The organism is Streptomyces sp. CA-179760, from assembly GCF_050937045.1.
Lineage (GTDB): Bacteria > Actinomycetota > Actinomycetes > Streptomycetales > Streptomycetaceae > Streptomyces.
The window spans coordinates 5,372,776-5,386,085 of the sequence record NZ_JBNJLZ010000001.1; the positions used below are offsets into that span (position 1 = coordinate 5,372,776).

Sequence of the window (13,310 nt, forward strand, 5' to 3'; positions counted from 1 at the left end):
AGATGTGTCAGGCGGTACGGGCGCGGCTGCGTGCCCTGGTGTGCGGAATGCGTGCGGCGCGGAGGGACGAGGGGATAGTCACGTCCGAGTACGCGATGGGAATCGTCGCGGCGGTGGCGTTCGCGGTCGTGCTCTACAAGGTCGTCACCAGCGGCGCGGTCAGTGGGGAACTGCAGAGCATCGTGACGGAAGCCCTCAATGCGCGGATGTGAGCGGGGTTCGGACCGGGGGTTCGTCACGGCGGAGTCGGCCGTGGTGCTGCCCGTGCTGGTGATGTTCGCAATGGCGCTGGTGTGCGGTCTGCTGGCCGTGGCCGCGCAGATCCAGTGCGTGGACGCGGCACGGACGGGCGCTCGTGCCGCGGCCCGACAGGACCCGCCCGACGCGGTCGTGCGGCTGACCCGTGAGGCGGCGCCGCCCGGCGCGAAGGTGACCGTCAGCCGGGAGGCGGAACAGGTCCGGGTGACCGTCGTGGCCGAACCACCGGTGCTGCGCGGGCTGTCCTTCGCCGTGCGCGAGGAGGCCGTGGCATCGGTGGAGGAAGCGGTGGGCACATGAGACGCCCGAGTATGACGCGCGACTCCCCGGACCGGGGCTCCGCCACCGTCTGGAGTGTCGGGGCGATCGCCGTCCTGTGTGTGGTCTTCGGCGTCGTCCTCGCGCTGGGACAGGCCGTCGCGATCCGGCACCGGGCGGCGGGAGGCGCGGATCTCGCGGCGCTCGCGGCGGCGGACCACTGGGCCGAGGGCGGTACGGCGGCCTGCGCCCGCGCCGGCCGGGTGGCCCGGGCACAGGGCGTGCGGCTCGTGCGGTGCGAGGTCGTCGGCGAGATCTCGGACGTGACGGCGGCGTCGGGACGCGGGCCGTTCACGTCGGAGGTCAGAGCGAGGGCGGGGCCTCCGACGACTCCCCGGGAGCTCCCGTCGGCGGTGGGGAAGACGTGGGCCGGCCCTTCAGCGGCTTCTCCGGGCCTCCCGTCGGCGGTGGGGAGTGCGCCGGCCGGTTCTCCAGCGGCTCCCCCGGGCCTCCGGTCGGCTGCCCGGCCGCCACGCTCTCCGCCGCTTCCTGCTCCTCGGGTGCGCCCTCCAGCAGCACCGTGAGCAGCCGCACCGCCCCTCTCTTGTGCAGCGGGTCGTTGCCGTTGCCGCACTTGGGGGACTGGATGCAGGACGGGCAGCCGGCGTCGCACTCGCAGGAGGCGATGGCCTGGCGGGTGGCGGTCAGCCAGGTGCGGGCGGTGTGGAAGGCGCGCTCCGCGAAGCCCGCGCCCCCGGGGTGGCCGTCGTAGACGAAGACCGTGGGCAGCAGCGTGTCGGGGTGGAGCGGGGTCGACACGCCGCCGATGTCCCAGCGGTCGCAGGTCGCGAAGAGGGGCAGCAGGCCGATCGAGGCGTGCTCGGCGGCGTGCAGGGAGCCCCCGAGGATCTCCGGGTTGATCCGGGCCCGGTCCAGCTGGTCCTCGGTGACGGTCCACCACACGGCCCGGGTGCGCAGGGTACGAGGAGGGAGGTCGAGTTTCGTCTCGCCCAGCACTTCACCGGTGATGAGGCGTCTGCGGAGGAAGGAGACGACCTGGTTGGTGACTTCGACGGAGCCGTAGCAGAGGCGGCCGTCGCCCCAGGGGATCTCGGTGTCCGTCTCCAGGACGGAGATCGACGTCGTGTCGCGGGCGACCGTGGAGTACGGCGGTGCGGCCTCCTCGACGAGGGCGACGGAGTCGTTCATGTCCAGGGAGCGCACCAGGTAGGTGCGGCCCTGGTGGAGGTGGACCGCGCCCTCGTGCACCGTCGAGTGCGCGGCGCCGGCGTCGACCGTGCCGAGCAGCCGGCCCGTGCCGGTCTCGACGACCTGGACCGGGCGTCCGCCCTCACCGCGGATGTCGGTCAGGTCGGCGGCGCGCTCGCGGCGCGTCCAGTGCCAGGCCTTGGTGCGGCGGCGCAGCAGCTTAGCGGCCTCCAGCTGCGGCAGCAGGCCCTCACACGCCGGGCCGAACAGGTCGAGGTCCTCGTCCGTCAGGGGCAGTTCCGCCGCGGCCGCGCACAGGTGCGGGGCCAGCACATAGGGGTTGTCCGGGTCGAGGACCGTGGACTCGACGGGCTGGTCGAACAGGGCCTCCGGGTGGTGGACCAGGAACGTGTCCAGCGGGTCGTCGCGGGCCACCAGGACGGCCAGCGCCCCCTGCCCGGACCGTCCGGCCCGGCCCGCCTGCTGCCAGAGGGAGGCGCGGGTGCCGGGGTAGCCGGCGATGACGACCGCGTCCAGGCCGGAGATGTCGATGCCGAGTTCGAGGGCGTTCGTCGCGGCGAGGCCCAGGAGTTCACCCGAATGGAGGGCATGTTCGAGTGCGCGGCGTTCTTCCGGGAGATAGCCGCCCCGGTACGCCGCGACACGCCGGGCCAGTGACCGGTCGACCTCGGCCAGACGTTCCTGGGAGATGACCGAGATCAGCTCGGCGCCGCGCCGGGAGCGCACGAAGGCGACCGAGCGCACGCCCTGCACGGTGAGGTCGGTCAGCAGGTCGGCGGCCTCCGCGGTGGCCGTGCGGCGGACGGGGGCGCCCTTCTCGCCGTGCAGCTCGGTCAGCGGCGGCTCCCACAGGGCGAACACCAGTTCGCCGCGTGGAGAGGCGTCGTCGGCGACCTCCAGCACTGGTAGACCGGTGAGACGGCCGGCCGCCACCGAGGGCTCGGCGGCGGTGGCGGAGGCCAGCAGGAACACGGGCGAGGCCCCGTAGCGGGCGCACAGCCGGCGCAGTCGGCGCAGCACCTGGGCGACGTGCGAGCCGAACACGCCGCGGTAGGTGTGGCACTCGTCGATCACGACGTACTTCAGCGATTTCAGGAAGGAGGACCAGCGAGGGTGGGACGGGAGTATGCCGCGATGCAGCATGTCCGGGTTGGTCAGGACGTAGTTGCCGTACTGGCGGATCCATTCGCGTTCCTCGAACGGAGTGTCGCCGTCGTAGACGGCCGCGCGCACCGAATGGCCCAGCGGATGTGAAAGTTCCTTCACCGAACGGCACTGGTCCGCCGCAAGAGCCTTGGTGGGAGCCAGGTAGAGGGTGGTCGCGCCACGGCCGTTCGGGGCCTCGGCGCCGTCCAGAAGGGCGGACAGGACCGGCACGAGGTACGCCAGGGACTTGCCGGAGGCCGTGCCCGTCGCGACGACGACCGACTCGCCGTCCAGCGCGTGCTCGGCCGCACGGGCCTGATGTGCCCAGGGGTGTTCGATGCCCGCGGCGCGCACGGCGGCGACGACCTCCGCGCGGATCCGGTCCGGCCAGACGGCATGCCGACCCGCGCGCGGGGGCAAGTGCTCCGTATGAGTAATGCGCGAAGCCCTGCTCGGACCGGATGCGAGCCGGTCCAGGACCACGCCCGGCGCGGGTCGGGAGGCGGGGTCCGTCGGGGTTCGATCGGATCGGTGATTCTTGGCCATCGGCACCGAGTGTGTCACTGGCGTGACGGACAATGGAGCCAAGGCGTCGTGCACGCCTGCCGGTAAGTGATTGAATGCCATCGCGGCTGGCGAAGCGTCCAAGGGCTGAAGCCGAGTGCCCCAAGGGCGACCGCTCGATAGCAAGGTGCTGGAGGATCCGTGGACCTGTCCCTGTCGACCGAGACCATGGGCGATCGCACGATCGTCAGGGTCGGTGGCGAAATCGACGTATATACCGCGCCCAAGCTGCGCGAGCAGTTGGTCGAGCTGGTGAACGACGGCAGTTTCCACCTTGTCGTCGACATGGAGGGCGTGGACTTCCTCGACTCCACCGGACTCGGCGTACTGGTCGGCGGCCTGAAGCGCGTGCGAGCCCATGAGGGCTCCCTGCGCCTGGTCTGCAACCAGGAGCGCATTCTGAAGATCTTCCGTATCACCGGCCTCACCAAGGTGTTCCCGATTCACACCTCGGTCGAGGAAGCGGTTGCGGCCACCGACTGACACCGGACCCGGGCCTTGTGCCCGGGCCGGCCGAAGCACGGCAGAAGTTCGGAAGAAGTGAAGACCGAGGGGGCCCGGGCTTTCGGCGGCCCGGAGCCTCCCCACAGCACGCCCGTAGTTGCGAGGGGGATGCATGGCCACCGTTGAGCTCCGCTTCAGCGCGCTGCCCGAGCACGTCAGGACCGCCCGACTGGTGGCGGCAGCGGTGGCGCGCAGGGCCGGAGTGGATGAGGCCGTCCTCGACGAGGTCAGGCTCGCCGTCGGCGAGGCGTGCACCCGCGCCGTCGGGCTGCACCAGACCGTAGGGATCTCGGCACCGGTGAAGGTGCTGCTGATCGAGGAGGAGAAGCAGTTCTCCATCGAGGTCGGCGACGAGGCCCCGCACGCGGTCCCGGGTGAGCACGCGCCCGGCCCCGGCGACCCCGACGGGGAAGCCGACGAGGACGAGATGGGCCTCGCGGTCATCAGCGGACTCGTCGACGACGTCGAGGTCAGCGCGGGGGAGCACGGCGGATTGATCAAGATGACGTGGCCGACCACGCCGCCGCCGACGATTCTGGTCTGAACCGGCCACGCCACACGCTGTTCCTGACGAAGGGTCCCACCCGTGGGGCCCTTCGTCATGTGCGGCTGTCAGTGATCGCCTTTACAGTAGTTCCTGTGCCGTTCATCGCGTGAATTCGTTCACGATCATTCGCGTGCTCCATGGACGCCTCAGAATGCTTTCAAGGCATTACCTCGGAAGTCCAATTCCGTTTATCGCGCTCTGTTTTGATCAGGTTCCGGTACCTACAATCCCGTCCACATCTTGAGCTCAGCCCAAGCGTCAAGGAGGACGAATGGCGGGGCTTTTCAACTCACCACAGTCGGGCCATCCCACAGACCTCGCAGCCGCCGTACTGACCGATGGCAACCGCGTCCTCATCGTGGTCATCGCGGTCGTCGCACTGGCGGCACTCGCGGTCGCGGGGGTCCTGGTGCGCCAGGTACTCGCGGCCGGCGAGGGCACCGACAGCATGAAGAAGATCGCAGCAGCGGTCCAGGAAGGCGCGAACGCCTACCTGGCACGGCAGCTGCGCACGCTCGGCGTATTCGCCGTGGTCGTGTTCTTCCTGCTCATGCTGCTGCCCGCTGACGACTGGAATCAGCGTGCCGGACGTTCGGTGTTCTTCCTGATCGGAGCGGCGTTCTCGGCAGCCACCGGCTATATCGGCATGTGGCTCGCCGTACGCAGTAATGTGCGTGTCGCCGCGGCGGCGCGTGAAGCCACCCCGGCGGCAGGCGAGCCGGAAAAAGATCTGACCGCCGTCTCGCACAAAGCGATGAAGATCGCTTTCCGCACGGGCGGCGTGGTCGGCATGTTCACGGTGGGCCTCGGCCTGCTGGGCGCCTCGTGCGTCGTGCTGGTGTACGCGGCCGACGCGCCGAAGGTGCTCGAGGGCTTCGGCCTCGGGGCCGCGCTGATCGCGATGTTCATGCGTGTCGGCGGCGGCATCTTCACCAAGGCCGCCGACGTCGGCGCCGACCTGGTCGGCAAGGTCGAACAGGGCATTCCGGAGGACGATCCGCGCAATGCCGCGACCATCGCCGACAACGTGGGCGACAACGTCGGCGACTGCGCGGGCATGGCGGCCGACCTCTTCGAGTCGTACGCCGTCACCCTGGTCGCCGCGCTGATCCTGGGCTCGGCGGCCTTCGGCGACGCCGGGCTCGGCTTCCCGCTGCTGGTGCCGGCGATCGGTGTGATCACCGCGATGATCGGCATCTTCGCGGTGGCGCCCCGGCGTGCCGACCGCAGCGGTATGAGTGCCATCAACCGCGGGTTCTTCATCTCCGCGGTGATCTCGCTCGTACTGGTCGCGGTGGCCGTGTTCGTCTACCTGCCGGGGAAGTACTCGGAGCTCGACGGCGTCACCGATGCCGCCGTACTGGGCAAGGACGGCGATCCGCGGATCCTCGCGCTCGTCGCGGTGGCCATCGGCATCGTGCTCGCCGCCCTGATCCAGCAACTGACGGGCTACTTCACCGAGACCACCCGCCGCCCCGTCAGGGACATCGGCAAGACCTCGCTCACGGGGCCGGCCACCGTCGTCCTCGCCGGTATCTCGGTCGGTCTCGAATCCGCCGTCTACACCGCCCTGTTGATCGGCCTCGGCGTGTACGGGGCGTTCCTGCTCGGCGGTACGTCGATCATGCTGGCACTGTTCGCGGTGGCGCTGGCCGGCACCGGCCTGCTCACCACGGTCGGCGTGATCGTCGCGATGGACACCTTCGGGCCGGTCTCCGACAACGCGCAGGGCATCGCGGAGATGTCCGGTGACGTCGAGGGCGCGGGCGCGCAGGTGCTGACCAACCTGGACGCGGTCGGCAACACGACCAAGGCGATCACCAAGGGCATCGCGATCGCCACGGCCGTGCTCGCGGCGGCGGCACTGTTCGGGTCGTACCGCGACGCGATCATCACCGGAGCTCGGGACGTGGGCGAGAAGCTCGGGGGCGAAGGTGCCCCGATGAGCCTGATGATGGACATCTCGCAGCCCAACAACCTCGTGGGTCTCATCGCGGGCGCGGCGGTCGTCTTCCTCTTCTCGGGGCTGGCGGTCAATGCCGTGTCGCGGTCGGCGGGTTCCGTGGTCTTCGAGGTGCGGAGGCAGTTCCGCGAGAAGCCCGGGATCATGGACTACAGCGAGGAGCCGGAGTACGGCAAGGTCGTCGACATCTGCACCAAGGACGCGTTGCGCGAGCTCGCCACGCCCGGCCTGCTGGCCGTGCTGGCGCCGATCTTCATCGGGTTCACGCTCGGCGTCGGCCCGCTCGGCGCGTTCCTGGCGGGCGCGATCGGCGCGGGCACGCTGATGGCGGTGTTCCTGGCCAACTCCGGCGGCGCCTGGGACAACGCCAAGAAGCTCGTCGAGGACGGTCATCACGGAGGCAAGGGCAGCGAGGCCCACGCGGCGACCGTGATCGGCGACACCGTCGGCGACCCGTTCAAGGACACCGCCGGCCCCGCGATCAACCCGCTGCTCAAGGTCATGAACCTGGTGTCGCTGCTGATCGCGCCCGCGGTGATCAAGTTCTCCTACGGTCCGGACAAGAGCATCGGCATGCGGATTCTGATCGCGGCGCTCGCGTTCGCCGTGATCGCCGGGGCGGTCTATGTGTCAAAGCGGCGCGGCATCGCCGTAGGTGACGAAGACAACGCCGAACCGGAACCCAAGTCTCCGGATCCGGCGGTGGTTTCGTAGCGAGGTCCGTCAAGCCCCAGCTCAAGGTGCGGGCGGGCGGCGCGCGTTGGCGCGTCGCCCGCCCGCCCTATGTGTCCGCACGCCTCATCGTGAGCCTTGTCTCGCTCGGATCAAAAGGTAACAAAAAGGTCTTAATAGGCTCTCGGCGTGCGGTTGCCGTGCCCCTGGCGTGTATGTTCCGGGGCCGAGAGCCATGGAAGGGACCAAACCGGTGAACAAGAAGCTCGCGGCCGCACTGTCCGGCGGTGCGGTACTGGTACTGGCGCTGTCGGGCTGCGGCGGCGACGAGAACGAGAAGCTGGACTCCTGGGCCAAGGACGTCTGCGACGCCGTACAGCCGCAGGCCAAGAAGATCGAGTCGGCCAATGCCTCGATCCAGAAGGAGACCTCGGACAACAGCACACCGGAGGACGTCCAGAAGACCGACGCACAGGCCTTCCAGGACATGTCCGACGCCTACAAGGCGATCGGGACCGCGGTGAACAAGGCCGGCGCTCCGGACGTCGAGAACGGCGAGACGAAGCAGAAGGACGCGGTCAAGGAGCTCAACACGATCTCCGCGTCGTACGCCTCGCTGAAGAAGCAGGTCGACGGGCTCGACACGAAGGACCAGGGCAAGTTCGCCGACGGTCTCAAGGACATCGCCACCGAGCTGGACAAGCTGAGCAAGAGCGGCAACGACGCGCTCAGCAACCTGGAGGAGGGCGAGGTCGGCCAGGCGATGGCCCGGCAGTCGAGCTGCAAGGCGGCGACGGGACCGGCGTCGGCGACCTGAGCCGGCCGTTGGCGAGGGGGCTGCGACGGCTGAACCGGGAGTGACGGCTCAGCTGGGAGTGATGGCTGAACCGGGAGTGACGGCTCAGCTGGGAGTGATGGCTGAACCGGGAGTGACGGCTCAGCCGGGAGTGATGGCTGAGACGAGCCGCACCGGCCTGCGCGATACCCGGCACGGGCACGTGCGTCACCCGAGCCTGCGGCCACAATGGGGGGCGTGAGTAACGCCAGCCAGTCACCCCTGTCCCCGCTGCCCGCCCCCGACCGCCCCGAGGCCGCCGCCCGGCTCCGGGACGCCCTGCTCGGGGCCTCCTTCACCGCCGACGGACTGCTCGAACTGCTCGGCGCCCCCGCGTACGCGGCGCTGGCCCGGAGCGAGACCGTTCCCGCGCTCCGGGCGACCCGCGGGGACACGCCGCTGGAGATGCTCGTCCGGCTGTTCCTGCTGCAGCAGCCCGTGCCGCACGCGCGCGTGGCGGACGCCCTGCCCGTCGACGCCTGCCTGGAGAGCGGCTGGCTCAAGCGCGCCGGTGCGGACGAGCTCGCCGCCACGGTGGACGTGCGGCCGTACGGCGGGCCCGGCGGCGAGGACTGGTTCATCGTGTCGGACCTGGGCTGCGCGGTCGGCGGCGCCGGCGGGATCGGCCGGCGCGACGAGGGAGTCGTCCTGGGCGTCGGCGGCGCCTCCACGACCCTCGCCGGCATCACCGTCCGTACGCCCGTGGGCGCCGCCCTCGACCTCGGCACCGGTTCCGGCATCCAGGCGCTGCACGCGGCCCGGCACGCCACCCGCGTGACGGCCACCGACCTCAACCCGCGCGCGCTGCACATCACCGGTCTCACGCTGGCTCTGTCCGGTGCCCCGGCCGCCGAGCTGCGCGAGGGCTCCCTCTTCACTCCGGTCCGGGACGACGAGACGTACGACCTGATCGTCTCGAACCCGCCGTTCGTGATCTCTCCCGGTGCCCGGCTCACCTATCGCGACGGCGGCATGGGCGGGGACGATCTGTGCCGCACGCTCGTTTCTGAGGCGGGGGAGCGGCTGAACGAGGGCGGGTTCGCGCAGTTCCTCGCCAACTGGCAGCACGTGGAAGGGGAGGACTGGCAGGACCGGCTCCGGTCATGGGTGCCCCGGGGCTGCGACGCGTGGATCGTGCAGCGCGAGCTACAGGACATCAACCAGTACGCCGAGCTGTGGCTGCGGGACGCGGGCGACCACGAGGGCGACGCGGCGGAGTACCAGGCGCGGTACGACGCATGGCTCGACGAGTTCGAGGCGCGCAAGGTGAAGGCCGTCGGCTTCGGCTGGATCACCCTGCGCAGGACGGGCGCCGCCGTGCCCTCCCTCACGGTGGAGGAATGGCCGCATCCGGTCGAGCAGCCGCTCGGGGACACCATCAGGGCCCACTTCGACCGGCTCGACCACCTCCGCGGCCACGACGACGCCGCCCTGCTCGAAGGGCACTTCCGGCTCGCCGCCGAGGTCGTGCAGGAACAGGTCGGGCTGCCCGGCGCCGAGGACCCCGAGCATGTCGTGCTGCGCCAGAACCGCGGTATGCGCCGGGCGACCCGGGTGGACACGGTCGGCGCGGGCTTCGCGGGCGTCTGCGACGGCACGATGAGCGCGGGCCGCATCCTCGACGCCATCGCCCAGCTGATCGGCGAGGACCCGGTGCTGCTGCGCGACCGCACACCGGCGCAGATCCGGCTGCTCGTGGAGCAGGGGTTCCTGGAGCCGGTCCGCTGAGGGAACCCGGCGGGGCGGCGCGCCGAGGGGCCCGGAGAAGCTGAGAGGCCTGGGGAAAGGGCCCGGGAAGGGGCCTGGAGAAGGGGCCCGCCAATAAATTTCGAGTCGATTTGGACACCTCGTCCCGAACGGGTCCCGAGGGCCCGGTCCTCCCCGGTCCACAGCCGCGTCGCCCCGGCGTTCACCTACGGTTCGCCTGCCCGCCGCCCACGCGTGTCAGCCTCCCCGGGCTGGAGAGTCGCAGACTGGGGAGAAGGGGCGCGGGGGCCATGGAGAGCGAACCGGCGATCTTCGCGGGAGCGGTGTTCTCCCTGTTCGGAGGCGGACTGCTGGCGTGGACCGTGGCGCGCGTACGTCAGCAGCGGCCCGTCGCCGAGGGTGTGAGGCCCGTCGCATCTGCGACCCTCGCGAGCGTTGTCGCGGTGCTCGCCCTGGCGGTCGGATCCTGGTGCTTCACCCGCCTGTGAAGCCCGAGTCGGCGTCGCGCCCGCCGGTAATCGAGAGGTCGCGCTCCGCATAGGGCCGGGCCGGGTACGGGCACTCCGGGCGGCAGGAATGGTGGTAGTCGGGTTACCGTTCGAGTGGCCGTTGCGGGCTTTTCCCGTTTGACACGGGGGCGGGCTGTACCGTCACACTCCGCAGCGTCACCACGACCCAGCCCCGGGCCATCGGCTCCGGGGAGGCCCCAGCGTCGACCGGAGAGAAGAGCGAAGTTGTCCCCGACCAGCGAGACCGCAGAGGGCGGCCGCCGACTCGTCATCGTCGAGTCGCCCGCCAAGGCGAAGACGATCAAGGGCTATCTCGGCCCCGGATACATCGTCGAGGCGAGCGTCGGGCACATCCGCGACCTTCCCAACGGCGCCGCCGAGGTGCCCGAGAAGTACACCGGCGAGGTCCGCCGCCTCGGTGTGGACGTCGAACACGACTTCCAGCCGATCTATGTGGTCAACGCCGACAAGAAGGCACAGGTCAAGAAGCTCAAGGACCTGCTGAAGGAGTCCGACGAACTCTTCCTCGCCACCGATGAGGACCGCGAGGGCGAGGCCATCGCCTGGCACCTCCAGGAAGTCCTGAAGCCCAAGGTCCCGGTCAAGCGGATGGTCTTCCACGAGATCACCAAGGCCGCGATCCAGGCCGCCGTGGCCAACCCGCGCCAGCTCAACCAGAAGCTCGTCGACGCCCAGGAGACCCGCCGCATCCTCGACCGCCTCTACGGCTACGAGGTCTCGCCGGTCCTGTGGAAGAAGGTCATGCCGCGGCTGTCCGCGGGCCGTGTCCAGTCGGTCGCCACCCGGCTCGTGGTGGAGCGGGAACGCGAGCGCATCGCCTTCCGTTCGGCTGAGTACTGGGACCTGACGGGCACCTTCGCTACCGGCCGCGCCGGAGACTCGTCGGACCCGTCGTCGCTGGTCGCGCGCCTGCAGACCGTCGACGGCAGGCGGGTCGCGCAGGGCCGCGACTTCGACTCCCTGGGACAGCTGAAGAGCGCGAACACCCTCCACCTCGACGAGGTGAACGCCCGCGCACTCGCCGCCGCGCTGGAGCAGACCCGGTTCGCCGTCCGGTCCGTCGAGTCCAAGCCCTACCGCCGCTCGCCGTACGCCCCGTTCCGTACGACGACGATGCAGCAGGAGGCCAGCCGCAAGCTCGGCTTCGGCGCGAAGGCCACCATGCAGGTCGCGCAGAAGCTGTACGAGAACGGCTACATCACCTACATGCGTACGGACTCCACGACGCTGAGCGACACCGCGGTCGCCGCGGCCCGTGCCCAGGTCACGCAGCTGTACGGCGCCGACTACCTGCCGCCGCAGCCGAGGACGTACGCCGGGAAGGTCAAGAACGCGCAGGAGGCGCACGAGGCGATCCGCCCGTCGGGTGATCGCTTCCGCACTCCCGCCGAGACCGGACTGACCGGCGACCAGTTCAAGCTCTACGAGCTGATCTGGAAGCGCACCGTCGCCTCCCAGATGAAGGACGCGACCGGTAACAGCGTCACGGTGAAGATCGGCGGCGCGGCGTCCGACGGCCGGGACGTCGAGTTCAGCGCGTCCGGCAAGACGATCACCTTCCACGGCTTCCTGAAGGCCTACGTCGAGGGTGCCGACGACCCGAACGCCGAGCTGGACGACCGCGAGCGCCGGCTGCCCCAGGTCTCCGAGGGCGACGCCCTGAGCGCCGAGGAGATCACGGTCGACGGGCACGCCACCAAGCCCCCGGCCCGCTACACCGAGGCCTCCCTGGTCAAGGAGCTGGAGGAGCGCGAGATCGGCCGCCCGTCGACGTACGCGTCGATCATCGGCACGATCCTCGACCGCGGCTATGTGTTCAAGAAGGGCACGGCACTCGTCCCGTCCTTCCTGTCCTTCGCCGTGGTCAACCTCCTGGAGAAGCACTTCGGGCGGCTCGTCGACTACAGCTTCACCGCCAGCATGGAGGACGACCTCGACCGCATCGCCCGCGGTGAGGCGCGGGCCGTGCCGTGGCTGAAGCGGTTCTACTTCGGTGAGACAGCGTCCGACAGCGGCTCCGCCGCGGGCGTCGAGGGCGGTGCCGCCGACGCCGGCAACGGCGACGGGGACCACCTCGGCGGTCTCAAGGAGCTGGTGACCGACCTGGGCGCGATCGACGCGCGTGAGGTGTCGTCGTTCCCCGTGGGCAACGACATCGTGCTGCGGGTCGGCCGCTACGGGCCGTACATCGAGCGCGGCGAGAAGGACACCGAACAGCACCAGCGCGCCGACATCCCGGACGACATGGCGCCGGACGAGCTCTCCGTCGACCTCGCCGAGGAACTGCTCGCCAAGCCGAGCGGCGACTGGGAACTGGGCCCCGACCCGGCCACCGGCCACACGATCGTCGCCAAGGACGGCCGCTACGGCCCGTACGTGACGGAGATCCTCCCCGAGGGCACCCCGAAGACCGGCAAGAACGCGGTCAAGCCGCGTACGGCCTCCCTCTTCAAGACGATGTCCCTGGACACGGTGACGCTCGACGAAGCCCTGAAGCTGATGTCGCTGCCGCGTGTCGTCGGCGCCGACGCCGAGGGCCAGGAGATCACCGCGCAGAACGGCCGCTACGGCCCGTACCTGAAGAAGGGCACGGACTCGCGCTCGCTCCAGGCCGAGGAGCAGCTCTTCACGATCACGCTGGAAGAGGCGCTGGCGATCTACGCCCAGCCGAAGCAGCGGGGCCGGGCGGCCGCCAAGCCGCCGCTGAAGGAACTGGGCACCGACCCGGTGAGCGAGAAGCCGGTCGTCGTCAAGGACGGCCGCTTCGGGCCGTACGTCACCGACGGGGAGACCAACGCGACCCTGCGCTCGGGTGACAGCGTCGAGACGATCACCCAGGAGCGCGGTTTCGAGCTGCTCGCCGAGAAGCGTGCCAAGGGGCCGGCGAAGAAGACCGCCAAGAAGGCGGCCAAGAAGGCCCCGGCGAAGAAGACGACGGCCAAGAAGACCGTGGCGAAGAAGACCACGACCGCGAAGAAGACGACGGCCAAGAAGACCACTACGGCGAAGAAGACGACGGCCAAGACGGCGGCCAAGACGGTGACCGCCTCGAAGCCGGCGGAGGACTGAGGTCCTTTCAGGACCTGTCCGGGATCC

The 13,310-nt window shown here is 70.1% G+C and carries 10 protein-coding genes and 1 pseudogene; 10 read left to right on the forward strand and 1 reads right to left on the reverse strand.

Going from position 1 to position 13,310, the window contains the following annotated elements; all coding sequences use genetic code 11:
* Window positions 1–2 precede the first annotated feature (2 nt).
* From ACQEV8_RS24380 to ACQEV8_RS24390, 3 genes and pseudogenes are all read left to right on the forward strand, one after another.
* On the forward strand, window positions 3–212 hold the full coding sequence (locus ACQEV8_RS24380) for a DUF4244 domain-containing protein (protein WP_432963804.1): 210 nt from the start codon (window positions 3–5) through the stop codon (window positions 210–212).
* The gene (locus ACQEV8_RS24385) at window positions 199–558 is read left to right on the forward strand and encodes a TadE family type IV pilus minor pilin (RefSeq protein WP_432963807.1); all 360 of its coding nucleotides are present in this window, start codon (window positions 199–201) and stop codon (window positions 556–558) included. The genes ACQEV8_RS24380 and ACQEV8_RS24385 overlap by 14 nt, the downstream gene beginning before the upstream one ends.
* A gap of 11 nt (window positions 559–569) precedes the next feature.
* Window positions 570–839: pseudogene (locus ACQEV8_RS24390) on the forward strand (Rv3654c family TadE-like protein); the annotation flags it as partial.
* Between the two features lie 40 nt (window positions 840–879).
* Here ACQEV8_RS24390 and ACQEV8_RS24395 read toward each other — a convergent pair.
* Complete coding sequence (locus ACQEV8_RS24395; RefSeq protein WP_432963810.1) at window positions 880–3,519, reverse strand: DEAD/DEAH box helicase; 2,640 nt, start codon at window positions 3,517–3,519, stop codon at window positions 880–882.
* Between the two features lie 78 nt (window positions 3,520–3,597).
* On the opposite strand from ACQEV8_RS24395, the gene bldG reads away from it, so the two are divergent.
* From bldG to topA, 7 genes are all read left to right on the forward strand, one after another.
* Window positions 3,598–3,939 carry an anti-sigma factor antagonist BldG gene (gene bldG / locus ACQEV8_RS24400; RefSeq protein ID WP_003991900.1) on the forward strand — a complete coding sequence of 114 codons (342 nt, stop codon included), beginning with the start codon at window positions 3,598–3,600 and terminating at the stop codon, window positions 3,937–3,939.
* Between the two features lie 133 nt (window positions 3,940–4,072).
* Window positions 4,073–4,504, forward strand: a complete 432-nt coding sequence (locus ACQEV8_RS24405; RefSeq protein WP_382491091.1) for an ATP-binding protein — start codon at window positions 4,073–4,075, stop codon at window positions 4,502–4,504.
* A 274-nt stretch (window positions 4,505–4,778) separates the two neighbouring features.
* Window positions 4,779–7,184 (forward strand): sodium-translocating pyrophosphatase, encoded by a 2,406-nt coding sequence (locus ACQEV8_RS24410; RefSeq protein ID WP_432963816.1) that lies wholly within the window; start codon window positions 4,779–4,781, stop codon window positions 7,182–7,184.
* Between the two features lie 193 nt (window positions 7,185–7,377).
* On the forward strand, window positions 7,378–7,959 hold the full coding sequence (locus ACQEV8_RS24415; RefSeq protein WP_432963819.1) for a small secreted protein: 582 nt from the start codon (window positions 7,378–7,380) through the stop codon (window positions 7,957–7,959).
* A gap of 207 nt (window positions 7,960–8,166) precedes the next feature.
* Window positions 8,167–9,705 (forward strand): DUF7059 domain-containing protein, encoded by a 1,539-nt coding sequence (locus ACQEV8_RS24420; protein WP_432963822.1) that lies wholly within the window; start codon window positions 8,167–8,169, stop codon window positions 9,703–9,705.
* Window positions 9,706–9,974: 269 nt separating this feature from the next.
* Window positions 9,975–10,172, forward strand: coding sequence for a hypothetical protein (locus ACQEV8_RS24425; protein WP_432963825.1), 198 nt, complete (start codon window positions 9,975–9,977; stop codon window positions 10,170–10,172).
* A 246-nt stretch (window positions 10,173–10,418) separates the two neighbouring features.
* Window positions 10,419–13,283 carry a type I DNA topoisomerase gene (gene topA / locus ACQEV8_RS24430; protein WP_432963828.1) on the forward strand — a complete coding sequence of 955 codons (2,865 nt, stop codon included), beginning with the start codon at window positions 10,419–10,421 and terminating at the stop codon, window positions 13,281–13,283.
* The last annotated feature ends 27 nt before the right edge of the window (window positions 13,284–13,310 follow it).